The following is a 26,997-nucleotide window of genomic DNA, read 5'->3' on the forward strand; positions in this document are numbered from 1 at the left end:
TTTTTCAAAGCATTTGTAATGTGTTTTTAATTGATTAATATGATAATGCAGAAGCTAAATTTTTTTTTGTAAAATTCTGCTGATAAAATAAATGATCATATGAAGTTTTACTTTTAATCCATCAATTTTATTGAATTTTGAAATTAAATTTTCAGTATTTAAGCTTTCATAATCCCAATAGTTTTCAGCAAAAATTTTTCTGTGAGATAGAGGGAATTGTTTATTGTTCATTTTCTCTTCATAAGCTAGTGCAGCACCTTTAGGACTATTTAATAATATTTTTTTTCCTTGATGAGTGAGTCCATCGGGTCTGTATTCAGCATTTACAATTGAATCATTAATGTACAAAAATTTATATTTACTGTCCATTCTATCAAAAACAACAGATTCCAGCATGAATTTTTCGCCTCTAAAAATGGGGTATTTATATTTTTTCGCCAAATCTGTCTTAAAAATTAAAGTGAGCTCTCCCACAAAACCATATTTAAATTTGAGTTCGTTTGTAGTTGCTATAATGTTGGTAAATATTTTTTGTGTGTAAGAGATGTTATTATTTAAAATATGTATAGGTGATGCTATACCGATAATTTTGTGTTCTGAACTGATGAGGGAAAGTTTTTTTTCAACTATTTCTAAACCTGTATCTTTCAAAAAATCATCACTATCAATAGTTAGAAAATACGGGGTTGAAATTTTGTCTAATGCAGTGTTTATTGCTATATGTTTTCCTTGATTTTCCTGATAAAAATACGTTATCTTAAATGATGCCTGTTTTTGGAACTCACTTATAAGTTCCGCTGTGTTATCCGTAGAACCATCATCTACAATTAGCCATTCAAAATTCTGTGAACCTTGGCGTAGTAAACTTTCAAACAACTTTGGCAATAGGTATGCCCTATTGTAAGTAGGTGTGAATATCGTTAAAGTCATCTCAGGTTTTTTATAATTGTTGTAAACTCATTGCCCCAGTTTTTCCAATTGAGTTCTTTATCATAAAGCTTTCGAGCATTTTCCGAGAATTCTCTTACTTTTTCAGGAGATTTTAGCAATTTTTCAATCTCATCTGCGTAATCTTCTGCTTCTGCTTCAGGAGAAAGCAAACTGCCATTGTAGCCGTCAATCACATGAGCAGAAACGCCGCCCGTATTTGTAGAAATTACAGGGAGACCGTATCCCGCAGCTTCACAGAACGCAATAGGTGTACAGTCTGCTTTCGTAGGGACAAACAGAAAATGTGAACTTAGCAAATGATTTTGAATCTCTCTAAACTCATCCGGATTATTTTTATTAAGAAAAGGAATTATTGTTACCCAATCAGCTTTTATTTTAGGATTGCAACCTACAATCAGCATTTTAACGGGATATCCTTTTTCTTTTAAAATTTTTAAACTTTCGTAGGCGAGCATTCCTCTTTTTCTAACCCAGTCAACCGCTAAGAAAAGAAAGGTGAATTCCGTGGGGTTTTTATTAAACTCAATTGTTTCGGGTACAGCGATGTTTGCCCCGAATTTTATTGTTTTTATTTTTTCTTTATTGATACCATAAAAATCTGAAGCAAAATTGCTTGCCCAATCTGATGAAAATATAGAATATGCTGCATTTTTCAATGTTTTCTTTTCCAGATATTTAGTTTCTATTTTTGATAAGATTCCAAAACCGGTATAGTAATGATAATAATTCAGCAATTGTGCAACATTTGCATCATTCAAATAGATTACAGGGATGTCGGTTTTCAGATAGGCAAAATCGTTAACATGAGTTGGATTAAAAAGTACATCTATTTTAAAGTTTTTTAAATTTTGTTCAAGTCTTTTGGCAGCAATTTTTGCTTTATAAATAAATAAATGACGATTATATCCTCTGTTGAAAATTTTATTGAACCACTTTTCAATTAGCTTAAAATGCTTTTCTTCTTTTTCTGTAAATCTAACTTTAGGAACCCAGATAACCTCGTAGCCTTGAATTAGGAGCTGCTCGTACATTTTAAACATAGTTCCTGACCAGTTTTTTTTATCTTCTAAAGGCATTGAACTGTAGAACCCAATCTTCATAAATAATTCTTTTTTAAATAGATTTTCAAGTTGTTTTTTTTCTTTATAATCCACATTAAGTGTCGAAATGCTAATCTGTATTTTCGTTGCTTCAGAAGGTTCAAAAAAGCTATTCTGCTTCTGGAAAAGACCTGCCAATTGGCATGCTCTCTTACTTTTCCACCGTAAGTTTCAGCAATAATTTCATCCAGATGATTGTGTTTCAAATCTCTTTTGTAATTAATGCCGTTGGATATTCCCTCTTCGTGCCGCAGATAGGCCGACATGGTTTTACTTGATCCATGAATTTTTCCATTTAAAGAACATGCCATATACAGAAAAGTATCAAAATATAATAGTTCAGGATGGTTAAAAAGCTCTTGCGCTGCTTTGTTTTTTAAAACATTTACCTTCATAAATACTGTAGTTGTATGCACAATCCAGTGTTGAAAAATCTCTACTGCAGAATAATCTCTGTCTTCTATTTCTGCAAATATAGTATTGTTTATTAATGGATTAGGAGAAATATTTTTAGCCTGATGGAAACACATTGAGTAATCTTCATTTCCTTCTAAAAAATCATATTGTATCTGAAGTTTATTTGCGTCAGTCCAATAATCATCGCCTTCACAAAAAGCCAGGTATTTTCCAGTACATTGATGTAAAGCGAAATAAAAGTTGGGAGTGGAGCCCAAGTTTCTTTGATGGGAAGAAAATTTAATTTCAATATGAGAAGGTTTGTGTTTTATATATTCTTCAATTATTAATACCGTTTTATCCTTTGAACAGTCATCACATATAATCAGTTCTATCGTGAAATTGGCCTGTTGCATAAAAATGCTCTGCAGATTTTTTTCGATAAAATTTTCTTGGTTGTAGGTGAGAACTATTATGGAAACTTTATTCATGAGGATCTTTTAATAAATAAAAATATTTCTATCAATATATTATTTGCTAAAAATACTATTGATAAGTATTCGGAAATATTTTGTAAAACGCTGTATTTCCAGCACTACTCTGTAGATTTTCGGATTGTAATTATTTTTTATAAATCTTTCCGAAAATGACTTCATAGGATAATGGCTATAAAAAATTTTATGTTCATTAGTTAATAACTTTTCTCGGTAAATATCTTCTAAGTAACTAAATAATATATTTCTTACCCTTATATTTTGAGTATGTTTAATGAATATATTAAAAAAAGCATTGTAATTGATTACATTTTTTTTTCGGTGAGAATTATTGTCGTGTAATCTATAGCTGCATGTTATAACATCATCAAACAAAAAACTGTGGTTCTTACTTAGACGAAGCCACATGTCATAATCTTCAAAAGGTAAAGATTCATCCCATCCATTTTCCGCCATTATATGTTTTTTTTTCATTAATACGGACATCGCAGGAATGAAGTTTTTGGTTAGTAGCATTTCGTAAAAATTTTGAGACTCTAAACTCAAATAAGAAAAATGACGGGCAATAAATTTATTTTGATACAGTTTCGATTCATGATTTATTAAATGAGCATCTGAGAATACCAATGCATACTCATCAGATGAATTTTCTAACATTGCAACATGTCTATCTAGTTTTTCCTCTATCAAAATATCGTCAAGCGCCAAAATTTGAATATATTTCCCTTGCGAAATTTTCAATAATTCATTCAGAGTTTTTGTGATTCCTAAATTTTGGTGGTGCTCTATAAATTCTATTTTTAAATCTTTATTTTCCGATATCCAAGATTTTATGATCTCAACAGACTCGTCATGTGAGAAATCATCACAAATAATAATTTCGAAATTTTTATAAGTTTGTGCTTTTATGCTTTCAAGAGATTCTTTAATGAATTTTCCTTGATTATAACATAAGCACAAAATACTAACTAAAGGATTATCTGTCATTTGAAATTTTTAGAAATTATTTAATGCCTTAATAATAATCTCAATTTCCTCGTGTTCTAAAACTGGAGATATTGGTAGACTGAGTATTTCGTTATGAATTTTCTCACTAATTGGGAAAGACATACTATTCCATTCTTTGTAAGCATTTTGTTGATGAGGTGGAATAGGATAGTGAATTAATGTCTGAATGTTTTTTTCAGCAAGATAATTTTGTAATTCATTTCTGCTTTCTGTTCGTATTACAAAAAGATGCCATACATGCTCTTTTTCATTTTCGGGTAACTCGGGAAGAATTATTTTCGGATTTTTAATCTCAGAAATATAACGCTTTGCAATGTCAATTCTTTTTACGTTTTCAAAATCTATATATTTTAATTTTACATCCAGAATTGCAGCTTGAATTTCATCCAATCTGGAATTAAGACCTTTGTAAATATTGATGTATTTTTGGTTAGAACCATAATTTGCCAAAGCTCTGATTGTTACTGCAAGCTGATCGTCATTTGTGGTAATTGCACCAGCATCTCCAAGTGCACCAAGATTTTTCCCCGGATAAAAGCTAAAGCCTGCTGCGTCACCAAGATTTCCAGATTTTTTGCCATTCCATTCTGCACCTATTGCTTGTGCGTTATCCTCTATTATTTTAAGATTGTTTTCTTGAGCAATTTGATGGAGTTGATCAGAAAAAATAATGCGTCCGTATAAATGAACAATCAATATGGCCTTTGTTTTTGAACTTATTTTTTCTTCAATTTTAGAAATATCAAAATTATAAGAATTGATATCGGGCTCTACTAATACAGGAATAAGTCCGTTATCTGAGATTGCAAGAATCGATGCAATATAAGTGTTGGAAGGAACGATAATCTCATCTCCAACAGCCATTACCCCCATCTCTATATACGCTCTAAGGATGAGACGTAATGCGTCTAATCCGTTGGCAACACCAATTGCATGAGAACTGCCAATGTAAGAAGAAAGGTTATCCTCAAAGTTTTTCAATTTTCCCCCAAGTAAATACCAACCAGAACGGAAAACTTCTAAAAGCTGTGCTTCTATTTCGGCTTGATGCTGTAGGTTTATTTTTTGTAAATCAAGAAATTTTATCATATCAAAGTTTCTGTGTTTTTATTAAATATATCTTTTATTCTTTTCGTCAATATTTTATGGAATGGTTTTTCAATTAAATGATAAAGTATCATTGCTGCTAAAATATTTATACAGAATAAAATAATTATTGTAACAAATCTATTGTATATATTAAAATGATCTATATTCTCAAGAATAATCAAAATAGGTATTTGAATAATATAAAAACTGTATGAAATATTTCCTAAATAAACAAACAATTTGTTTCTTAAAAAATTTAAAATATGTTTTTTAGGAGTTGTACTGATTATAAGAATAATACTTGTTAATGGTATAATAATTATATTCTGAATAACATATCCTTCAAGTTTTCGCCCAACAAATAAGAAAAATAAAAATGAACATAAGATAACTGTATAAATAATTATAATAGATAAAGTTATTCTATATTTTATTACTAACATAGCGACTATCATTCCCGATGCAAACTCAAATATTCGTGCAGGAGGAAAAGCGTAATGAAGAGCAAAAGGAACCAATTTTAGATTATATAATATTCCAGGCATTATAGAACATAAAAGACAAAGAAAAAAAACTAGTATTGCCTTCTTTTTTGAAAGATTTGAAATTAAATGTAAAAGTAAAGGAAAACATAGATAGAAAAAAAATTCAGTTGAAATAGACCAAGATCCTCCACCATACCAAACTTGTGCAAACTTGGGTAAATAAGACTGAACCATTAGTAAATTCATTACCTGAATCTCAAAGAAATCTTTAATTTCAATTTGCATTACTTTTACTATAATTAAACAAATGAAAAAACCTGCTAAATATACAGGATATATTTTTGCAAGTCTTTTTAGAATAAATTCTGAAAAATTAATTTGTTTACCATAGTAGTTGTAAAACAATATAAACCCTGAAAGAATAAAAAAAACATTAACACCTCCAGCTCCTTGTTTTATAAAAGAATAGATGAATGTGCCAAGAAAATCTACAGGTTGTGTTAAGTTTATATGAAAAATAAAAACATAGAGCGCTGCAAAAAATCTTAAACCTGTTAAAATGGGTAAATTTTTTTTCACACTAATTTTTTTTTAAAAATTTTGCAGGATTTCCTACCCAAATTTCATTTTCAGGAATGTTTTTAGTAACTACACTACCTGCACCAATAAGGGAGTTTTCTCCAATGGTAATTCCTGCTAAAATTGTGGCATTTGCCCCAATAGAAGCACCCTTTTTTACAATTGTTTTTTTTAATTCAAAATCTTTGTTTTTAGATTTTGGGAACAAGTCATTGGTAAAAGTTACATTTGGGCCAATAAATACATCATCTCCTAAAGATACACCGTCCCATATCTGTACTCCTGGTTTTATAGTAACATTGTCTCCAATAATTACATCATTCTCAATAAAGACCTGACAGTTTATATTGCAGTTTTTTCCAATTTTAGCGCCTTTTAGTACAATGCAAAATTGCCAAATAAAAGTTTTATCACCAATGTTGGTAGACTGAACTTCTGCTAACGGATGTATCATGGTTTATAATTTTTAAAGTCTTCAAAGTCTCTGAAATAGTCTTTTTCATCATAAAGTTCAGATGCAAGACAAAGCAATACTGCGCTGTGACTGAATTTTATATCTCTCCAGATGAGTTTTGGTAGATATAAGCCTTTTGCAGGAGAATCTAAGATGAAGGTATTTGTATTGTCTTGAAGATCAAGGGTGTTAAATTCTATAGTTCCCGATACGGCAAAAATGATCTGCTGAAGTTTTTTATGGGCATGACCTCCTCTAATGATATCTTGAGGAGTGTAATAAGTCCAATACACTCTTTTTATATCGAATGGTACATTTTTTTGTTCTTCAGCTACAGTAATATATCCTAAATCAGGCGAACCTATTTTTGAAAATTCAATAATATGGGGAATATTCATAATCTTATTATTCTAATTGTGCTTTTGCTCCCTCAATTCCCAAAAGACCTTGTACTTTTTTCCCATGATCGTCTAAGGAATATATTAGTTCTCTGTGATTATCCTTTACAAGATAAATTTCCGAAGGTACTATGTTGGCATTATCTATTTTTTCAGGAATTATTAGATCCAAAGTGTATCCCTCAATAAATTTTTCATTTAAAAAATCGGGTTTTATATGAATTGTAGGATTAAGAGAATCTTGAGAGACTCTATTTAATTTTGTAGCAACAAGTGATGATTTTATAGGACTAAGACCAATACGCATAAGTTTATATTTACACATATACCGAAAGCCTCTATCTTCTAGTGTTACAGGGTTATGATAAAGTATTCTTTCTAAATGTTTTAGCAGACCTTTGGTGTGGTAAATGGTGGCGTCAACTGAAAATGGAAATGACCAATGATGTATTTCTTTATCTGTATAATAATCCCATTGATAATAGTCTCCTTTATTTTCTAGATATTCAGGATACCCATCTAAATTATCACCTACATACAATCGATATGATGCATTTTCGGGATTTTTTCTTATTATATTAAATACTTCTTCAGAAATAATGACATCATTAAAGAAAACACCATCATCTGTATTGAACATTACAAATTCACAGTTGCTTTTGCGCATAATTTTTTGAAGCAAACCTTTAAAATTGTCCCCATTTTTATTGAGCAAATTTTTATTCAAAAAAAAATTAAGGCTTGTTCTTGTTCTTATTGTTTTTAGAAAGGAAAAATCAAAAATAACATTTTTTCGTTCATAAAAAATTACATTTTTATCCGCATACTTTTCTTTAAGCAAATCATAACCTTTCTTATGTGATCCTGTAGTATGATACAAAATAACTATTTTCGACTGTGTTTTAAAATTCTTTAGTGCTGATTGCAGCAAGTAATCTAGCTGGATTGCACGGTTAAATGAAAAAATAATATTAAGAATCATAATCAATTAATTTTTTTTTAATTAATTCTTATCTGTTTTCAGATAGATAAGAAATTAAAATTTATTACCATAAGAGACTTTGTGAAGTATTTTAGGGAATAAAACCCCCGGAGATTTCACGATTTCTCCAAACTGATTTTTCATGCCATGTATTTCAAAACCAAAAGATTCTGTTCTATATGCAATTTCAGATCTATTGATACCCCAGAAAAAATCGAAATAATATGAGTCTTCATTAAGTGTATAAGGAGGAATTTCAAAGCTAACGATGAATTCTCCCTTTTGCGAATCCTTATTTTCTGTTAAAACTAATCCTGTGCTCATTACAGTAAGATCTTGACTGTTTTTGAGTATAAAAGATAAATCTAAATTAATGCTCTCTAACTTTGAACTAAAAGATACTGTAACAAGAATACCTGATTTTATGTCGACAATATCACCATTAATAGGCTCTGTCTTATAAAGATTTACTTTAATTTTTTCATTTTCGAAAATTTCTTTATCTTCTCTTGAATTGTAAGAAAATTTGACGTCGCTATTTTTTTGATATTCAATGATACACTTGTTAACATCTCCATGGTTGATTAATTTTCCTTTATCTAGCAAAATTCCTGTATTGCAAAGCTCTTTAATCGCTGTAATATTATGACTCACAAACAAAACAGTTCTACCTTCTCCCTTGGTTACATCACCCATTTTACCCAGACATTTTTTCTGAAACTCCGCATCTCCTACAGCAAGAACTTCATCTACAATAAGAATTTCAGATTCCAGGTGAGCTGCAACAGCAAATGCTAAACGAACATACATTCCTGATGAATAGCGTTTTACCGGAGTGTCTATGTATCTTTCTACTCCCGAAAAATCTACAATTTCATCAAATTTTCTCTTGATCTCCTGTCGAGTCATTCCTAAAATGGCACCATTAAGGTATACGTTTTCTCTACCAGTCATTTCAGGATGAAAACCAGTACCTACCTCAAGCAAGGATGCTATCCTTCCGTTGGTATATATTTTTCCGGTTGTCGGTTTTGTTACTTTACTTAGAAGTTTAAGTAAAGTAGATTTACCTGCGCCATTTCGCCCTATAATTCCTACAGCGTCACCTTGTTCTATCTCAAAATTAATATCTTTGAGGGACCATACATAATCAGATGTACCTTTGGTAGATCTGTCATTGGATTCCCCAATTTTTAAATAAGGATCTTCTTTTCCTCTTACTTTATACCAAAACCTGTTAAGGTCGTGTGATAATGTGCCGGTTCCAACTTGTCCTAAACGATATTGTTTTGATATGTTTTCTGCCTTTAATGCAAGCATGTATTTTAATTTAATAAATTTATAATCCGTGTTTTTAATCGTGCTTAGTATAGATACACATTATACCGTGTCCATAAAAGTTTTTTCTACTTTATTGAAAATGATTGTACCTAAAGCCAAAATTAAAAAAACAAGTATTGTACTAGCACCCAACATAGGTACTGAAAAATCACCTTTACCCAACCACCCGTATTTAAAACATTCAAAAATTCCGGTTAATGGATTGTAGTAGGCAAGTTCTTTCCAGATTCCTTTTAAAGCAGATGCTGGATAAATTACGGGTGTAGCATACATGTATAAACTTACTCCAAAACCCAATAACATATTAAGATCTTTGTACTTAGTTGTTAATGCAGAAAACATCATTCCAGTACCTAATGCAAAAACAGCCATGAGGATAATTAAAAAAGGTGTAGCGAGCATCCAAATATTGGGGTGAATATTGCCTTTGAAAAGGAAATATGCCCAAAATGCTAAGAAAAGTAGAAATTGTACTCCAAATCTCATTAAGTTTGAAATAACAACCGAAATAGGGGTTACCAATCTGGGAAAGTATACTTTACCAAAAATACCTGCATTACCCGAAAAGGTAGACGATGTTCCTGTCAGGCTTGTTGAAAAATAATTCCAAAGCATTACTCCGGCAAGGTAAAATAAGATTTTAGGAGCCCCGTCTGTAGGTAAATTTGCGATATTGCCAAAAATGACAAGATAGGCTAAGGTAGTGAAAATAGGATTTATAAAAAACCAAACAGGTCCTAAAACAGTCTGTTTGAAACTTGATACAAAATCTCTCTTTACAAACATATAAACAAGGTCTTTGTATCGCCATACTTCTTTAAGCTTTAAATCTAAAAGAGAATGGCTATCTTCTATGGTTTCGGTCCACTTTTGTTGTGGTTCATTCATTTGTGGGAAATTTTTTGCAAATTTATAATAATTAATTGATTAACATCTTTTGTTACTAAATTGGGATTTACTAATAGTAATTAAAAGATTTCAATTTTGTTTTACAGCACAAGCTTTTTCAGATAAGCTCCATATCCGCTTTTGCCATACTTTACGGCAGTTTCCAATAGCTTTTCTTCGTCTATAAATCCGTTTCTGAAAGCGATTTCTTCAATGCATCCTATTTTGAAACCTTGCCTTTTTTCAATGACACTTACAAATTCTGATGCATCCTGCAGAGAATCGAATGTTCCTGTGTCAAGCCATGCTGTTCCTCTGTCGAGAACGCCGACTTCCAATTTACCTTTGCTTAAATATACATTGTTGATATCGGTAATTTCAAGTTCTCCTCTTGGAGAAGGTTGTATGTTTTTAGCGATTTCCACAACTTCATTGTCGTAGAAATACAAACCGGGAACTGCATAATTTGATTTTGGATGTGAAGGTTTTTCTTCTATGGAGACAGCTTTGAAATTTTCATCAAATTCTACAACACCATATCTTTCAGGATCTGCAACATGATAAGCGAAAACAACGCCTCCGTCAGGATTGGTTTTGTTTTTCAATAAAGTCCCCATTTCAGAACCATAGAAAATATTATCTCCTAGAACCAATGCAGCAGAATCATCACCGATGAATTGGTCTCCCAAAATAAAAGCTTGAGCAAGACCATCCGGACTTGGCTGTACTACATATTCTATATTGCAGCCGATTTGTGAACCGTCACCCAACAGTTTAATAAAACCTGCCTGATCATGCGGTGTGGTAATGATCAGAATATCTTTAATTCCTGCCAACAATAATGTTGAAAGCGGGTAATAAATCATCGGTTTGTCATAAACCGGCATTAATTGTTTACTCACAGCAATTGTAAGAGGAAAAAGTCTTGTTCCTGAACCGCCCGCTAAAATAATTCCTTTCATAAAAGTTTGGTGTATGTTATTAATTGTACTGTCCGTCGTAATATTTCTGATAATCTCCGGAAGTTACATTTTCCAGCCATTCTTTATTTTCTAAAAACCAGTCGATTGTTTTTCCTAAACCTTGTTCAAAAGTCACTGAAGGTTTCCAGCCCAAATCCTTGCTTAGTTTGTTGGCATCAATTGCGTAACGTTTATCGTGTCCCGGTCTGTCTTTGACGTAAGTGATCAGTTTTTCAGAATGACCTTCAGGATTTCCTAGCTTCTCATCCATTTGCTTGATGAGTTCTTTCACCAAATCAATATTTTGCCACTCATTGAAGCCTCCAATATTGTAAGTTTCTCCGGTTTTAGCATCATTGAAAATCTGATGAATCGCTTTTGCATGATCGATTACAAACAGCCAGTCTCTCGTATATTTTCCGTCACCGTAAATTGGTAATGGCTTTTCATTAATAATATTTGAAATACAAAGCGGAATCAGTTTCTCAGGAAAATGATTAGGTCCATAGTTATTCGAACAGTTTGAAACGATGAACGGCATTCCATACGTATTTCCATAAGCTCTTACCAAATGGTCAGAAGCTGCTTTTGATGCAGAATAAGGAGATTGCGGATCGTATGCAGTTGTTTCAAGGAAAAATCCTGTTTCTCCTAAACTTCCGTAAACTTCGTCTGTTGAGACATGGTAGAAAAGATTGATTCTTTTCTCATTTGGAAATCTTCCGTGAGTGTGATCGGGATTTAATGTCCAGAATTCTTTACAAAGATTCAGAAGATTTGCTGTTCCATTGACATTCGTATTGATAAATGCCATCGGATCTGTGATGCTTCTGTCGACATGGCTTTCTGCAGCCAAATGAATGACAGCATCGGGATTATATTTTTCAAAAACCTTTCTTAGTTCTTCAGGCTTTGTAATGTCGGCTTTTTCAAAAACGTAATTTGGTTCGTTTTCGATATCTTTTAAATTCTCAAGATTCCCTGCGTAAGTCAATGCATCAAGATTGATGATGGTTGAGTCTGGATTGTTTTTCACAAATTCTCTTACAACGTGAGATCCGATAAAGCCGGCACCTCCTGTGATGATTATATTTTTCATTTTCTTAGTTTAAAATTGTTTTTCGTCCGATACTTTTGTAATAAAAGCCGTTTTGTTCAGGAGTTTCCAGTGGATACATATTTCTTCCGTCAAAAATAGCTTTGTTATTCATTTTTTCAGCCATCATTTTAAAATTCGGATTTTTAAATTCAGGCCATTCTGTTGCAATAAATAAAGCATCCGCATTTTCCAGTGCTTCGTACATGTTTTTAGCGTAGCGTATTTTGTCACCCAGAATTTTCTTGACATTTTTTTCAGCAATGATATCGTATGCTATAACTTTTGCTCCTTTTTTCAGCAATATATCTATATTATCTAAAGAAGATGCTTCTCTTATATCGTCCGTATTTGCTTTAAAGGCAAGTCCCCAAACTGCAATTGTTTTTCCTTCAAGATTTCCTCCGAAATATTTTTCGATCTCTGAAACAAGAATTACTTTCTGAGAAATATTAACGTTTTCTGTAGCTTCTAAAATCTGAAAATTAAAATCTTCATCCTTTCCGGATTTGATCAAGGCTTTCACATCTTTCGGGAAGCAGCTTCCACCGTATCCGATTCCCGGGAATAAAAAACGGTTTCCGATTCTGTCGTCACTTCCCATGCCAAGTCTCACTTTATCAACATCAGCGCCTACTTTTTCGCAATAGTTAGCGATCTCATTCATAAAGGTGATTTTCACGGCTAAAAATGAATTGGACGCATATTTTGTCAGCTCAGATGATTTTTCATCCATGAAAATAATAGGAATTCCGGTATTGGTAAATGGCTGGTAAATTTGAGCCATAATATCTTTTGCCTTTTCAGAACTTGATCCTACCACAACTCTCGCCGGATTCATAGAGTCTTCAACAGCAAAACCTTCCCTCAAAAATTCAGGATTGGAAACTACGTCAAATTCTATTTGGGTTTTTGAAGAAATAACTTCACTTACTCTATCTGCTGTTCCTACCGGTACTGTACTTTTATTAACAATAACTTTATATTCGGTCATCATTTCACCAATATCATTGGCTACTTTTAAAACGTAAGAAAGGTCTGCAGAACCGTCTTCACCGGGTGGAGTTGGTAATGCGAGATAAATAACCTCGCTTTTATCTAATGCTTCCTTTAAATTGGTGGTAAAAAAAAGCCTTTCTGCCTGAATGTTTCTCAGGAACATTTCTTCAAGATTCGGCTCGTAAATCGGCACAATGCCGTTTTTCATGTCCGCTACTTTTTTTTCATCTATATCAACACAGTATACAGAATTTCCAAGTTCTGCAAGCGTGGTTCCTGTAACCAATCCTACATAGCCTGTTCCTACTATTGTAATATTCAAAATATATGTTTTTAAAAAATTCTCGACAAAAATACTAAAAATACTTTCATGGTCTTTTTAAATAAACAATAAGTTGTTCAAAATCATTGATAAATCTTATTATTTCCGGTAAATAATCTGAGTTTTTTAAAAAGTTATTCAATTGATTATGAAGCGTATTTGTTTATTTTATAAAAAAGTCATATATTTGCATAAGATTTACGGAAAAATGAGAAGGCTTCGCAAGAAAGCCTTTTTTCGTACAGGTAGATCATCATTAATAAATATATGGAGTTTAGAAAAAATATTGAAACATTATTAAGTAATTTCCTTGAGACAAGAGAGGATTTATTTCTTATTGATTTAAAGATTTCTGCAGCAGATGACGTTACTGTGATTTTAGACGGTGACAACGGAGTGACTCTGCAGGATTGTCTGGATGCAAGCCGTGCAATAGAATTCAATGCAGATCGTGATGAGCATGATTTCAGCCTTCAGGTAATGTCTGCGGGATTGAGTGAGCCTTTGGCAACACCGAGACAGTTTAATAAAAACTTAGGAAGAGAAATCGAAATCATGTTAGAAGATTCTTCAACTATAGAAGGAGAATTGGCTAAAGTTGATGATGAGAAAGTTACATTGATTCTTCGTTATCGAAAACCGAAAGATATCGGTAAAGGTAAAGTAGATGTGGAAGAGGAGAAAGAAATTTTGTACTCTGAGATCAAAAAAGCATTGGTAGTAGTTAAATTTTAATAAAAGAAAAAAAGATAAATGGATAATATAGCGTTGATTGAATCCTTTGGTGATTTTAAAGACGAAAAGGGGATCAGTAAGATCGATCTGATGGCAATTATTGAAGATTCTCTAAAAACTCTTTTGAGAAAAAGATTTGATTCTGATGATCATTTTGATGTCATTGTAAACCCGGATAAAGGTGACTTTCAAATATTTTTAAATAAAACAATCGTTGAAGACGAAATGTCTGAAGATGATGATTTGGAAATTGAAATCACTGAAGCAAAAAAAATCGACCCGACTTTTGAAGTAGGTGAAGATTTTACCATGGAAATTCCTGTGGCTCAGTTGGGAAGAAGAAATATTCTTACATTGAAGCAGATCTTGGCTACGAAATTGCAGGAGCATAACAATGCGATGCTTTACGAGCAGTTCAAAGACAGAATCGGAGAGATTGTAACCGGAGAAATTCATCATATCCGTCACAAACACGTGATCTTGTTGGATGATGAAGATAACGAATTTATCTTGCCGAAAGAAAATCAGATATCTTCTGACTTCTTTAAGAAAGGTGAAAATATCAGAGCAATTGTAGAAAGTGTTGATTTTAAAGGTTCAAAACCTCAGATCATTATTTCTCGTACAGCTCCGAAATTCCTTGAGAAATTATTGGAATTGGAAATCCCTGAAATTCAGGACGGAACCATCATTCTTAAAAAAGCAGTGAGAATTCCTGGTGAAAAAGCAAAAATAGCTGTTGATGCATACGATGACAGAATAGATCCTGTAGGAGCTTGCGTCGGAGTAAAAGGATCAAGAATCCACGGTGTGGTAAGAGAATTGAGAAACGAAAATATAGATGTAATTCAGTGGTCGAAAAACCCTGAAATATTAGTGAAGAGAGCTTTAGGAAATGTTACCATCAATAAAATTGACATCAATGAAGAGACAAACTACGCAATGGTTTATACTCCAGTTGAAGAGATTTCTAAAGTAATCGGTAAGCAAGGACAAAATATCAGACTCGCTTCTTGGTTGACGGGGTATGAGATTGATGTGTATAGAGAAGCTAGTGAAGATGATGATGTTGATTTGAGAGAATTCAACGATGATATCGAACAGTGGATTTTAGATGAATTTAAAAAAGTAGGTCTTACTACTGCAAAATCTGTTTTAGATAAAGAAACGGAAAGTCTTTTGAATATGGTTGATCTGGAAGAGGAAACCATCGAAGATGTAAAACGTATCTTAAGAGAGGAATTTGAAGATTAAAATTTCGGAAATAAATTTTAATAAACAGTAAAAAGAATACTTTAATTTTAAGAATTAAAAAAACAGTAAATAATATAGATGCCAAAAATAAGATTAAATAAAGCGGTTAAGGAGTTCAATATATCGATGTCCAGACTAGTTGAGTTTTTACAGTCTAAAGATATCGTGGTTGAAAACAATCCTAACGCTCAATTAGAAGAGGCGGCATATTCTGCATTGGAAGCTGAGTTTGCCAAAGACGGCGAACAACGCAAAGCTTCCCATGAGGTGGTTATTTCTAAAGTTCCGGAAGAGAAACTGGAAATTGAGGAGAAGAAAACACCTGAAGTAATAAGAGCTAAAGCTAATAAACCAGAAACCAGAATCTTAGGTAAAATTGATTTGGAGCCTAAAAAACCTGAAGCTGTACAAGAAACTCCGGCTCCGGCACCTGTTGCTCCCGTTGAAGAGAAAAAGGAGGTCGTTGAAGAGGTAAAAGAACAAGCGAAGGAAGAACCAAAAGTGGTTTCTGAAACTAAACCAACACCAGAAAAGCAGGAGTTTAAAGTGTTGGATAAAATCGATTTGTCTCAAATTGAGGGAAATAGAAACAGACCTGCTAAAAAAGATAAGCCTAAAGTTGAGGAGGTAAAAGCTGAGGTAAAACCGGTAGAGCCCGTAAAAGAAACACCTAAACCGGTTGAAAAACCAATTGAGAAAGTGGAAGAAAAAAAACCAACACCTGTAGCGGAAGAACCTCAGGAATCTCAGAAGATTGAAACGGTTTATCAAAAGCTTGACGGACCAAAGATCGTAGGTGAAAAAATTGACTTGACTCAGTTTGCGCCAAAATCAAATTCAGGAGCCAAAAAGAAAAGAAAGAGAATTGAAAAGCCGGGTGGTCCGAACCAAAATACTGGGAACAACCAGCAAGGCGGAAATAATCAAGGCGGACAAAACCGTCCTCAAGGTCAGAATGGCCCAGGTGGAAACCGTCTTCCGGGACAAGGTGGTCCTCAAGGGAACAGACCTCCGGGACAAGGCGGTCAAAATCGTCCGGGTGGCCCAGGTGGAAACCGTCCTCCAGGACAGGGTGGTCCTCAAGGAAATAGACCTCCGGGACAAGGTGGTGGAAACCGTTTTGGAAACAACAACAGACCTGGTCAAAGAACAATGCCAGTCGAATTGACTGACGAGCAAGTTAAAAACCAAATCAAGGAAACCCTTGAAAAACTAACCAATAAAGGTGGTAAATCTAAATCTGCTAAGCACAGAAAAGATAAGAGATCTTACCGTAGAGAGCAGGATGAGCGTCAGCAAGAAGCAGATGCAAGAGACACTTCATTAAAAGTTACAGAATTCATCACGGTCGGTGAACTAGCAAGTTTGATGGATGTAAGTGCAACCGAAGTAATCTCTGCATGTTTCTCTCTTGGGGTAATGGTTACCATGAACCAAAGACTGGAAGCTGATACTTTACTATTGGTAGCTGACGAATTCGGATTTAAAATTGAATTCTCGGATGCTGATCTTGAAGAAGCAGATTCTGAAGAAGATATCGATACAGAAGAAAGCCTTGTTTCAAGAGCTCCGATTGTAACGGTAATGGGTCACGTTGACCACGGTAAAACTTCATTATTGGATTACATCAGAAAAACCAACGTTATCGCCGGTGAATCTGGAGGAATTACTCAGCATATCGGTGCATACAATGTGAAACTGGAAAACGGTCAGAGAATTACATTCTTAGATACACCGGGTCACGAAGCCTTTACCGCGATGAGAGCGAGAGGTGCACAGGTTACCGATATTGCAATCATCGTAATCGCTGCCGATGACGATGTGATGCCTCAAACTAAGGAAGCAATTTCTCACGCACAGGCTGCAGGCGTACCAATGATCATCGCTATCAACAAGGTTGATAAGCCAAATGCGAACCCGGATAACATCCGTCAACAACTTTCAGGAATGAATATTCTTGTTGAAGAATGGGGTGGAAATGTTCAGGCACAGGAAATTTCTGCTAAGATGGGTAACAATATGGATGTCCTTTTAGAGAAAGTTTTGCTTCAGGCAGAAATGCTTGAATTAAAAGCAAATCCTAACCGTGCTGCACAGGGAGTTGTTATTGAAGCTTCATTAGATAAAGGTAGAGGATATGTAGCAACAATGTTGGTACAGACTGGAACTTTGAGAGTTGGAGATTATGTAGTAGCAGGTAAAAATCACGGTAAAGTAAAAGCTTTGCTTGACGAAAGAGGCAAAAACCTTGAAGAAGCAGGTCCATCTATTCCGGCAACGATCTTAGGTCTTGACGGAGCACCAACAGCAGGTGATAAATTCAGAGTTTACGCTGACGAAAGTGAAGGTAAAGCGATCGCTAACAAGAGAGAGCAGTTACAAAGAGAACTTTCTATCAGAACTAAGAAGCATACAACACTTGAAGAGTTGGGTAGACGTATCGCTTTAGGAGAATTCAAAGAATTGAATATTATCTTGAAAGGTGACGTGGATGGTTCAGTAGAAGCACTTTCTGATCAGTTACAGAGATTATCTACAGAAGAAATCAGTGTCAACATTCTTCACTCAGGTGTAGGACAGATCACCGAATCTGATATCAACTTAGCTGCGGCTTCAGATGCAATTATCATCGGATTCAACGTAAGAGCCGGTGCCAACGCAAAAGAATTGGCAGACAGAGAAGAAATAGAAATCAGAACATATTCTATTATCTACAAAGCAATCGATGAGGTAAAAGAAGCGATGGAGGGAATGCTTTCTCCGGAGATTCAGGAGCAGGTAATCGGTAATGTAGAGATCCGTGAAGTCTTCAAGATTTCTAAGATCGGTACCATTGCAGGTTGTATGGTTCTTACCGGAAAAGTAACAAGACAGTCGAAAGTAAGATTACTGAGAGACGGTATTGTGAAATTTGATGGTGAGCTTGAAAGTTTAAAACGTTTCAAAGACGATGTAAGAGAAGTTACAAAAGGCTACGAATGCGGATTGAACCTTAAAGGTTACAACGACATCGAACAGAACGACATTCTTGAAGTATATGAAGAAGTTGCTGTAAAGAAAAAATTGAAATAATATTCAGTTATATATATTAAAACTGCCCGCATCATCCAATGCGGGCAGTTTTTGTTTTATGTGCGTTTGTCATAAATTTAATAGATTAGTTTGTCATTCCGGAGGAATCTAAACAATGTTTTTTGTGAATGTAGATTCCTCCGGAAATACAAACTAAGTATAAAAAAACCACCCGATCAGGTGGCTTTCATTGTTTTATGGTTGATCAGTATTTTCAGGAGTTCCTTGTGACGAATTATCTACTCTATTAATCAGCAATTTATTATACTGATCCGTCAATGCATTCAGCTGATTGATCACGGTAGCATAAGGTGACGGCGGAGTTTCTACCAGTAAGTGACGCGCATCTATTCTGTCTCTTAATGCATAATAAGCAGTATTGGTTTCTTCTCTTTTTATTTTAATGGTTTCCGGGCTTGCATCGCCATACTCCTGCGTACGGGATAGGTATTTGGCATTAAACTCTTCATTGACAGTTTTGAGCTCATTGACCCATGCAGATATATTGAATGAAGTGATGGCATCTGCAAGATCAGATTTGTTTTCCCAATCGCGGAGAAGATTATTGACCGTAGCGGTTTCTGCCTGATAGTTGAGACGCGTAATCCCACTGCCGTATAACTCCATATTGGTAAGAAGAAGCTGGGCTTTCTGTTGTTTGTCGGCTTCAAAATAATAGGTGTAACCAAGAAGAAAATAATAAATCCCGTTTACGGCATCATCTCTTCTTTCATCCAGTAGCAGAAGTTCCTTCGTTTTGTCACTTGCCAGTGCTTTTTTGTACAGTGCTTCCAGCTCTGTTGCTTTTGTTGTCAGTGTTGTCAATTTTGCTTCAATCCCTAACTGTTCCGGCGTGTTCAGGTTGATAATTCCTAGGTAGTCTTTTACGTATTGCAGATATTCTGCATTACGAAGTAATTTTAGTTCAATTGCGTTCATATTATAAAAATGTTTTGTTTTGTCTTTTTTCCGGAATGTTTGTCGCAGGGCTGAAAGATAGTTTCCCGGTTACCGGAAAGCTTGTTGCAGGGGTGCGACAACTTTTCCCTGCTTCCGGAAAGTCTGTTGCGAGGGTGCAGGAAGCTTTCCGGAAAGGTAGAAAGCTAGTTGCTGTCCTCAGACTTGCTTTTCCAGTAGTCTACCTGTTCTTTTAATTCTTTGATGCGTTCTTCGTATTGCTCGACGAGTTTTTCAGGAAGTTGATTTTGATAGATAAAACCATTATTTCCCCCATGTGTATTATCATAATTGAAAGACATCCCATCATTACTCAAAAAATCAAGAACACTTACATCTAAATGCTTGGCAATATCTTCCACCTGTGCAAATGCGGGTTTGCTTTTGTCATTCTCAAAGTTGGAATAGGTTTTTTGCGAAACATTCAGAACCTCGGCAAGATATTCCTGCGTAAAGTTTTTGTTGATTCTTGCTTTTTTCAGTTTCTCACCTAGCGTCATAATCGAAGTATTTTTTTCAAAAGTACATAAAATTTCTTTTAGAAAAATAATACGGAAATCAGTAATTTTCTACACTCTGTTATTAAAGCTTTTATTTTACATTTGTCACATAAAAGTTTTATATTTACATCATATAAAACACAATTGATTAAAAAAAATTATATTTATGACTAAAAAGCACTTGAAATGGCTTGTCGCCATTATCTTCTCATCTCTTACCATACAATCCTGCATACGCGATCATGCAATGTCGGAAGACGAAAAAAGCCAAGAACGTGCAAAGTTTGCTGCATTTGCAAATGCAAAAAAGCTACAACAGAAAACAACAGGTGGGGATTTGATCTATCAGGAAGGCTTCAGATATCTTTACAAAAGATATTATGATCTTCATCCTGAAGATACTCTACAGTTGGGGAACAATACTGCAAAACCAGATTTTAGTAAAGCTTCGCAGGTTTTTACTGGAAGTGATGGTTCGCAGACGGTACTTTTCCCGGTAGTGCTAAACAATACCGTAGTAAAAGTATTAGCTGCCAATATCAACAGTGACGAAGACTATATTCAGTTTTACAATGCCAACTCCGGAGACTACGTTATCGATAAAGCAAAGGATGCTTTTTCTCAGTCTTATTTGCAGCATAAAATAGATAAGACCTACAAAAAAACAATAGGTGAAACTGAGATAGAGGAAGTGGTGATTAACTGGCCGGCAAACATCCCTTCTTATGTAGAGATAAGAATACCGCCCGGCAGATCTGGTGAATGTGATGACCTCAGCGATTACCAAAATAACGGTTGCGGAGGACCACCACCATCAAGCTGCCCTCCTTATCAGAATTGTGACAACTCTTCTTTGGGTGGTAATGGCATTGCACAAGACAGTACAAAAACCCCTTGTGAAAAAATTGCAGCTATTGGAAAGAATACTAAGACTAAAAACTTGTTGACAACTTTGAAAATCAAAAGTACACAGACAGATCCTGCTACCGGTAAATATAGAGAAACAGGATATACTCTTACAGAAAATGGGGGGAATCTAAGTGAAGAAGAATTTTTAGGTGAGTTGGGCAAAAATGAAATGAAATTTAGTGTCGGCAGTCCTATTAATGGTTATATCCATAATCACAATCCTACAGGATTTTCTATCTTTACACCATTCGATCTTGCTTCATTTAGCTATATGCAAATGAGGGGGAGAATTAAAGATCCAAGCACATTCATCTTTGGCGTAATCACTCCTGGTAATTCAACTACGCAGGGTACACAGTATATGCTTGTGATTGATGATTTAGCTGCTTTTAGTTTATTTATTAATGAATACTTAAATGCTGATCAGAATTATGTAGATTGGCTTTATCACAGTTCTGGTGTTAAGCATGGAAATTCGGCATCTCAAAACGAAGATGGGTTTCTACAGTTTATGTGGAATTATAGTTCAGGATTAAAGCTTTTAAAAGGAGATCCTTCACTAAATAATTGGACTATGATAGAAAGAGGCGCAAGTTTTGGACAAAAAATAACAACACCTTGTAATTAATAATATTATGAAAAATTTTGAAATTTTAAAATTAAATGTTTTGATATTGATGATTTTCCCTTCGCTGGTATTTTCTCAACAATTCAACCCAAATACTTCTATTGCTTCCATTCAATGCTCTAGCTACACCCCAAATAATCAATTTGATAAATTTATTGGAACATGGAAATGGACAGATGGAAGTGAAACTTTAGAGATTGTACTGAAAAAAGAAAAAGTTTTAGTTCCATTTAAACATGATTCAAGTTGTCAAGATATTCTTTTAGGCTTTCATAGATACACTAAAAATGGAGTAATAATAGAAAGTACGCTTGAAAATATAAATTCTTTTCAAAATCAAAAATTATATTCACTTTATTCGTCTGGATTTTGGGATGATAATTACAATCAATTTGTCGGGAGTTTCAAGCATAGTTCAAGAAACAATATCATGCGCATAAAAATGGATTATATAAATAGTACCAGTTTAAAAATCATTTCGTTTGAGAACTATGAAGGAACCCGTATTACTGTTCCAGGAGATCCAATTGCAGACTTGACGATAGATTTACCTGTGAATATTATTTTAACGAAACAATAGATATAAGCCTCTTTCTGAGGCTTTTTATAGAATGATGAAAAATCTATTCTTAATAATACTCTTATTATTTACTTCACATTTTGCGAAGTCTCAGCAGTTGTCACCCAATGTGACGATTACTCCTATGGAATGCTCCAGCTATATCCCAAATCCTCTTATGGATAAATTTGTAGGACATTGGAAATGGATATCCGGAAACAATAGTTTTGAAATGATTCTGAAAAAAGAGAAAACATTTAATATAATTAAAGATGATCATTCCTGTGTTGATTATATTATAGGCTTTCATCAATACATTAAGAATGGTGTTATTATAGAAAACTCGTTACAACATCAGAATACTAATTTTAGTCAAAAATTAAAGTCAATATTTGGTGCTGGTGTCATTCCCGGTGATATACTTTGGGCAGGTATTGATAATTTATCTACTGGCAATAATGTTAAAATGGAAGTAGAATATATTGACAGCAATCACATTAAGATAATATCTTTAAAAAACGATCAAGGAACAAAAGTCTATTTTCCTGGCGAAACCATTCCTAGCTCAGAAATAACACTTCCACAGAATATTATCTTAACAAAGCAATAATATGAACCTCCTTCAAAGGTTTCTATTGCAGTTTATGAAAAATATATCCTTAATAATACTCTTATTATTTACTTCACATTTTGCGAAGTCTCAGCAGTTGTCACCCAATGTAACGATCACTCCTATGCAGTGCTCAAGCTATATTCCCAATCCTCTTATGGATAAATTTGTAGGACATTGGAAATGGACTTCCAGCAACAATAGTTTTGAAATGATTCTGAAAAAAGAAAAAACATATAATATAATTGAAGATGATCATTCCTGCGTTGATTATATTATTGGCTTTCATCAATACATTAAGAATGGTGTTATTATAGAAAACTCGTTACAACATCAGAATACTAATTTTAGTCAAAAATTAAAGTCAATATTTGGTGCTGGTGTCATTCCCGGTGATATACTTTGGGCAGGTATTGATAATTTATCTACTGGTAGTCACGTCAAAATGGAAGTAGAATATATTGATGCTACCCATATTAAAATAAAATCTATCAAGAACTATCCAGGAACAAAACTTTATTTGCCTGGTGAAACCATTCCTAGCTCAGAGATAACTCTTCCGCAGAATATTATTTTAACAAAACAATAATTTGAACATCTTTCGGGAGGTTTTAGTATATGAAAAATATGAAATTATTTATTTTGACGTTGATGATTTTGCCAACATCCGTATTTTCTCAACAATTCAACCCAAATACTTCTATTGCTTCCATTCAATGCTCTAGCTACACCCCAAACAATCAATTTGATAAATTTATCGGAACATGGAAATGGACAAATGGCAATGAAACTTTGGTAATTGTATTAAAGAAAGAAAAAGTTCTTGATGTATGGAAAGAAGATACTTGTGAAGATGTTTTGATTGGCTTTCATAAATATACTAAAAATGGGATAATAATAGAAAGTACGCTTGAAAATATAAATTCTTTTCAAAATCAAAATTATATTCACTTTATTCGTCTGGATTTTGGGATGATAATTACAATCAATTTGTTAGGAGTTTCAAGCATAGTTCAAGAAACAATATCATGCGCATAAAAATGGATTATATAAATAGTACAAGTTTAAAAATCATATCATTTGAGAATTATGAGGGAACTCGCATTAGGATACACGGCGATCCGGTTCCAGATTTAACGATAGATTTACCTGTGAATATTATTTTAACTAAACAGTAGATTGATGAATGCTAATGTGAAATGTATCACCTTTTTGTTAATCTTCACCTCTTTCTTTCGCAAAGCCAAATCAAAAACCCGACTCATGAAATGTTATTAGATTATGAGAGAAAGGCTCTTTATTTTGAAGTTAAAGGAGATTACAATGAGGCTTTAAAATTATATTATCAAATAAAGACTACTGATTCCGTAAGTGATTTAAGTAAAAGATCAAATAACAAAATTGATTATTTATTACCCATATGTAGAAAAGAAACAGTTGATAAACTAAAGGGAAAATGGAAGCTGAAAAAAAAACTCAGAAATGAAGATACAGATATAATATTTACAAGTTTAATAGTTTTTACCGACGAAAAAATTATTTTCATTGAAGATACAAGTTGTAATGAGAAAGAAGTTTCAAGTCAGGATTTATTAATTGAAGCTTATCCCCAAAAAACCGATTCTGATTTTCCTACAATTAGATTTGGCAAGAATGAAGTTTGGGTTTTGTCTTTTAGGGAAATAAATAATGAGAAAAGATTAATCTTAGAGCAGAGAGTTGACAAAAATGGAGATAAACATTTTACCCTTGATGAAAGGAGAATGATAAAAAATCCATTAAAAAGGAAAAAAGCTCTAGATGATGAAGTTCATATTTATTATGTCAAAATAAAATAATTTATCAAACTCTTCTTTGCCAAAAGGAGAATTGACAATGATAAAGCAGTAGAATATGATTGTTAGAGTTTTGTGTTATCATTATTTCTTATTTTTTCTTGTACGTCTTAAAAAAATGAAATTGAATATGTAGAATTTGAACATAAATTTAAATAAGAAAGATAAGTGATAAAATCTTGGTTAGGATTCTTTCCTCACAAAAAAAGTATAATAAAGAAAGAATTGTTGAACTTAGCTGTCATGGGAAATCTTTTATAAGAAATCCAATCAGTGAAAAGGATTACCAAATATTATTGAGTCTATTTTTAAAATTAGAGAAAATGATTCAATAATGGTTTTTATAGACTGGGGGTTCTTAATACAATTGAATTTAGAAAAGGAAATGTAATTTTAAGTATATAAATAAAAAACGGTGCCTCTAAAATAAGAAGCACCGTTTTTATTATAATTTAAATTATTTACTTATTCTTTTATAAACTTAAAGGTTTTAGTTACGCCTTTTTTGTTAGTGAAATTAGCAACATAGTTACCTTTAACTAATGTAGTAATATTGATTTTGCTATCTACCAATTTAGAAGTTAAAACTAATTTTCCTGAAACGTCATAAACATTGATTAGTAGATCTTTGTCTTTTTCGTTAATCTGTATATAATTTTTAGCAGGATTAGGATAAAAATCAACTTTAGTATCGTTTGCGGCAATGATGTCATTAGTAGAAAGCGTCGAAAGATTGTCAGAAGTAGTAATTAAACTGAAATTCTGGCTTCCGCTGGTCAATGTGCCTTTGTGAGTAACTGTAATTGTGTATGTACCTGAAGGATTGTCAATATCAACTCTTTCAAAATTGTCAACATTGTTTGTTGAAGTACGTGTTGCTGGAGAAGCAAAATCTGACATACCCTGTAATTTCCAAGGATAGTATGTAGTGTCATTTTTAACCACTTTTACATCCAAATCATTCACAAGATAAACCGTAGTAGGATCTACTGTTCCTGAGTTTGAAGTCGGAGCTTGAGGGTCAGTCCAAGAGATTGATACTTTTAAAGGATTAGTTCCACTTGCAGTTACTGTTTTTGTATAGGTTTGTCCTTGGCTCAATGTAAGTTCCTCAATAACACTTTTACTAGTAGCTGTAGTAGAATTTTTATCACGAATTGCAATCGCTGCTTTTTGTGCGTTTACAAGTCCCCATCCAAACTGATAGTCTGGTCCAATATCATCACCTGCTTCATCTGCTGTATGTAAAATTAATCCTTTAGCAGTTGCAGCCTTCATATAAGTATTATACAACTGTTTGTAATATTGCTGTATTAATAAAACTACACCTGTAATACCCGGTGAGGCCATTGAAGTACCTTGCATCGATGCATAAGATGTATTATTTGCAGTAGAACTATTACTTGAATATACAGCAACTCCCTTCATAGATATGTCTGGCTTTATTCTTCCATCATCTGATGGCCCAAAGCTACTGAATGATGACATTATTACGCTTGCAGAATTGACATATGTAGGTACATTATTTACGGCTGCTACAGTTATTATATTTTTAGCATTGGCATGTCCAAAGATCATATCCCAACCATATTTTGCAGCTAATTGTGTTGTGCCCGGAGCTGTTGTGTCATTTCTGCTGTTTCCTGCTGAAACTACAGGAAGATAATATGGGTTATTATAGCAAATATTGTCAAACTGTCTTGCACGGGAATCATATGCTCCATAAAACCACAAACTGCTCAATTGTCCAATACCATATGAATGATTAGAGGTTAAAAGTCCTGCAGATGCTTCGGTTAACATTTCTGTAAGGTCAGAATCCCAGTTATAGGAATTTATTGAAGAATTGAATGCAACTCCTCTTGCTGCCGCTACAATTCCTTGAGCTGCAATAGTTCCTGATACGTGAGTAGGGTGAGATTGGTAATCTGCACCATCCAAAAGATTAATTTTTGTTACACCGTTCACCATAAATTCTTGGTGAGTGGATTGAGCATTTCCTCCGTCCCACACACCAGCGATCATATTTTGCCCCTGTATATTAATACCTAAAGCTCCGCCACTGTAAAGTCTATTTGCTCTTGCAGTATTGGCAGCACCTTCATTATATGTTTGTGCATATAAAACTTCACCAGTTGGGGTTACATCCATTATTTCTTTAATACCATAATTGTTATCTCCGAAATAAGTAACTTTTTTGATATTTGGATTTTGTTGTAAGTAATTAGAAACTCTTATTTTAGCTTCTCTATCTTCTTTCAATAACTCTTCTTTAAGAATTTTATTTCCTTCTTTATTAGAAAAACTTGCTATCCTTTCTCTTTCTTGACTGCTTTGAGCATTAATAAAGAAAGGTAAAACCAAGGAAGCAAATAAATAATATTTATTTTTCAT

27 protein-coding genes are annotated in these 26,997 nt (G+C 33.5%); 10 read left to right on the forward strand and 17 right to left on the reverse strand.

Annotated elements, in window-relative coordinates; genetic code table 11:
* Positions 1-54 precede the first annotated feature (54 nt).
* The 14 genes from NZ698_RS11540 to NZ698_RS11605 all read right to left on the reverse strand — a co-directional run bounded on the left by NZ698_RS11540 (position 55) and on the right by NZ698_RS11605 (position 13,544).
* Positions 55-930, reverse strand: coding sequence for a glycosyltransferase family 2 protein (locus tag NZ698_RS11540; RefSeq protein ID WP_263003270.1), 876 nt, complete (start codon positions 928-930; stop codon positions 55-57).
* Positions 927-2,051 carry a glycosyltransferase family 4 protein gene (locus tag NZ698_RS11545; RefSeq protein WP_263003271.1) on the reverse strand — a complete coding sequence of 375 codons (1,125 nt, stop codon included), beginning with the start codon at positions 2,049-2,051 and terminating at the stop codon, positions 927-929. Before NZ698_RS11545 ends, NZ698_RS11540 begins: the two co-directional genes overlap by 4 nt.
* Positions 2,048-2,938 carry a glycosyltransferase gene (locus NZ698_RS11550; RefSeq protein WP_263003273.1) on the reverse strand — a complete coding sequence of 297 codons (891 nt, stop codon included), beginning with the start codon at positions 2,936-2,938 and terminating at the stop codon, positions 2,048-2,050. The genes NZ698_RS11545 and NZ698_RS11550 overlap by 4 nt, the downstream gene beginning before the upstream one ends.
* A 39-nt stretch (positions 2,939-2,977) precedes the next feature.
* Positions 2,978-3,928 carry a glycosyltransferase gene (locus NZ698_RS11555; protein ID WP_263003275.1) on the reverse strand — a complete coding sequence of 317 codons (951 nt, stop codon included), beginning with the start codon at positions 3,926-3,928 and terminating at the stop codon, positions 2,978-2,980.
* A 9-nt stretch (positions 3,929-3,937) separates the two neighbouring features.
* Positions 3,938-5,038 (reverse strand): DegT/DnrJ/EryC1/StrS family aminotransferase, encoded by a 1,101-nt coding sequence (locus NZ698_RS11560; protein WP_263003277.1) that lies wholly within the window; start codon positions 5,036-5,038, stop codon positions 3,938-3,940.
* Positions 5,035-6,102, reverse strand: coding sequence for an acyltransferase family protein (locus NZ698_RS11565; RefSeq protein WP_263003279.1), 1,068 nt, complete (start codon positions 6,100-6,102; stop codon positions 5,035-5,037). Before NZ698_RS11565 ends, NZ698_RS11560 begins: the two co-directional genes overlap by 4 nt.
* Position 6,103: 1 nt before the next feature.
* Entirely contained in the window at positions 6,104-6,556 is a 453-nt protein-coding gene (locus NZ698_RS11570) for an acyltransferase (protein ID WP_263003280.1), read from the reverse strand.
* Positions 6,553-6,954: a sugar 3,4-ketoisomerase gene (locus NZ698_RS11575; RefSeq protein WP_263003282.1), complete on the reverse strand. Its 402-nt coding sequence runs from the start codon at positions 6,952-6,954 to the stop codon at positions 6,553-6,555. The genes NZ698_RS11570 and NZ698_RS11575 overlap by 4 nt, the downstream gene beginning before the upstream one ends.
* A 7-nt stretch (positions 6,955-6,961) precedes the next feature.
* Complete coding sequence (locus NZ698_RS11580; protein WP_263003284.1) at positions 6,962-7,936, reverse strand: hypothetical protein; 975 nt, start codon at positions 7,934-7,936, stop codon at positions 6,962-6,964.
* Positions 7,937-7,990: 54 nt separating this feature from the next.
* Positions 7,991-9,256 (reverse strand): ABC transporter ATP-binding protein, encoded by a 1,266-nt coding sequence (locus NZ698_RS11585; protein ID WP_263003285.1) that lies wholly within the window; start codon positions 9,254-9,256, stop codon positions 7,991-7,993.
* A gap of 60 nt (positions 9,257-9,316) precedes the next feature.
* Positions 9,317-10,165, reverse strand: a complete 849-nt coding sequence (locus NZ698_RS11590; protein ID WP_263003286.1) for an ABC transporter permease — start codon at positions 10,163-10,165, stop codon at positions 9,317-9,319.
* A gap of 101 nt (positions 10,166-10,266) precedes the next feature.
* A complete protein-coding gene (rfbA, locus tag NZ698_RS11595) occupies positions 10,267-11,127 on the reverse strand; it encodes a glucose-1-phosphate thymidylyltransferase RfbA (RefSeq protein WP_263003287.1) in 861 nt (286 codons plus the stop codon).
* A gap of 19 nt (positions 11,128-11,146) precedes the next feature.
* A complete protein-coding gene (gene rfbB, locus NZ698_RS11600) occupies positions 11,147-12,226 on the reverse strand; it encodes a dTDP-glucose 4,6-dehydratase (RefSeq protein WP_263003288.1) in 1,080 nt (359 codons plus the stop codon).
* A 4-nt stretch (positions 12,227-12,230) separates the two neighbouring features.
* Positions 12,231-13,544, reverse strand: coding sequence for a UDP-glucose dehydrogenase family protein (locus NZ698_RS11605; RefSeq protein ID WP_263003290.1), 1,314 nt, complete (start codon positions 13,542-13,544; stop codon positions 12,231-12,233).
* A gap of 267 nt (positions 13,545-13,811) precedes the next feature.
* On the opposite strand from NZ698_RS11605, the gene rimP reads away from it, so the two are divergent.
* The 3 genes from rimP (at position 13,812) to infB (ending at position 18,605) form a co-directional block, all read left to right on the forward strand.
* Entirely contained in the window at positions 13,812-14,279 is a 468-nt protein-coding gene (rimP, locus tag NZ698_RS11610; RefSeq protein ID WP_263003292.1) for a ribosome assembly cofactor RimP, read from the forward strand.
* A gap of 18 nt (positions 14,280-14,297) precedes the next feature.
* Positions 14,298-15,533: a transcription termination factor NusA gene (gene nusA, locus NZ698_RS11615; RefSeq protein WP_263003294.1), complete on the forward strand. Its 1,236-nt coding sequence runs from the start codon at positions 14,298-14,300 to the stop codon at positions 15,531-15,533.
* Between the two features lie 78 nt (positions 15,534-15,611).
* Positions 15,612-18,605, forward strand: a complete 2,994-nt coding sequence (infB, locus tag NZ698_RS11620; protein ID WP_263003296.1) for a translation initiation factor IF-2 — start codon at positions 15,612-15,614, stop codon at positions 18,603-18,605.
* Positions 18,606-18,800: 195 nt separating this feature from the next.
* On the opposite strand, the gene NZ698_RS11625 is transcribed toward infB, so the two are convergent.
* Together NZ698_RS11625 and NZ698_RS11630 are read right to left on the reverse strand one after the other, a co-directional pair.
* On the reverse strand, positions 18,801-19,544 hold the full coding sequence (locus NZ698_RS11625) for a DUF6261 family protein (protein WP_263003298.1): 744 nt from the start codon (positions 19,542-19,544) through the stop codon (positions 18,801-18,803).
* Positions 19,545-19,708: 164 nt separating this feature from the next.
* Positions 19,709-20,062, reverse strand: coding sequence for a helix-turn-helix domain-containing protein (locus NZ698_RS11630; protein ID WP_263003300.1), 354 nt, complete (start codon positions 20,060-20,062; stop codon positions 19,709-19,711).
* 166 nt (positions 20,063-20,228) lie between these two features.
* On the opposite strand from NZ698_RS11630, the gene NZ698_RS11635 reads away from it, so the two are divergent.
* The 7 genes from NZ698_RS11635 to NZ698_RS11660 all read left to right on the forward strand — a co-directional run bounded on the left by NZ698_RS11635 (position 20,229) and on the right by NZ698_RS11660 (position 24,606).
* Positions 20,229-21,599: a hypothetical protein gene (locus tag NZ698_RS11635; RefSeq protein WP_263003302.1), complete on the forward strand. Its 1,371-nt coding sequence runs from the start codon at positions 20,229-20,231 to the stop codon at positions 21,597-21,599.
* Positions 21,600-21,606: 7 nt separating this feature from the next.
* Positions 21,607-22,179: a DUF6705 family protein gene (locus NZ698_RS11640; RefSeq protein ID WP_263003304.1), complete on the forward strand. Its 573-nt coding sequence runs from the start codon at positions 21,607-21,609 to the stop codon at positions 22,177-22,179.
* A gap of 34 nt (positions 22,180-22,213) precedes the next feature.
* Complete coding sequence (locus NZ698_RS11645) at positions 22,214-22,768, forward strand: DUF6705 family protein (protein WP_368407657.1); 555 nt, start codon at positions 22,214-22,216, stop codon at positions 22,766-22,768.
* A gap of 34 nt (positions 22,769-22,802) precedes the next feature.
* A complete protein-coding gene (locus NZ698_RS11650; RefSeq protein WP_368407658.1) occupies positions 22,803-23,357 on the forward strand; it encodes a DUF6705 family protein in 555 nt (184 codons plus the stop codon).
* 38 nt (positions 23,358-23,395) lie between these two features.
* The gene (locus NZ698_RS11655; RefSeq protein ID WP_263003307.1) at positions 23,396-23,806 is read left to right on the forward strand and encodes a DUF6705 family protein; all 411 of its coding nucleotides are present in this window, start codon (positions 23,396-23,398) and stop codon (positions 23,804-23,806) included.
* Between the two features lie 2 nt (positions 23,807-23,808).
* Positions 23,809-23,946, forward strand: a complete 138-nt coding sequence (locus tag NZ698_RS19570; RefSeq protein ID WP_438265572.1) for a hypothetical protein — start codon at positions 23,809-23,811, stop codon at positions 23,944-23,946.
* Positions 23,947-24,036: 90 nt separating this feature from the next.
* Positions 24,037-24,606, forward strand: a complete 570-nt coding sequence (locus tag NZ698_RS11660; protein WP_263003308.1) for a hypothetical protein — start codon at positions 24,037-24,039, stop codon at positions 24,604-24,606.
* A 462-nt stretch (positions 24,607-25,068) separates the two neighbouring features.
* On the opposite strand, the gene NZ698_RS11665 is transcribed toward NZ698_RS11660, so the two are convergent.
* On the reverse strand, positions 25,069-26,997 hold the full coding sequence (locus tag NZ698_RS11665) for a S8 family serine peptidase (RefSeq protein WP_263003309.1): 1,929 nt from the start codon (positions 26,995-26,997) through the stop codon (positions 25,069-25,071).

It is taken from the genome of Chryseobacterium edaphi (assembly GCF_025628985.1).
In the GTDB taxonomy this organism is placed as follows: domain Bacteria; phylum Bacteroidota; class Bacteroidia; order Flavobacteriales; family Weeksellaceae; genus Chryseobacterium; species Chryseobacterium edaphi.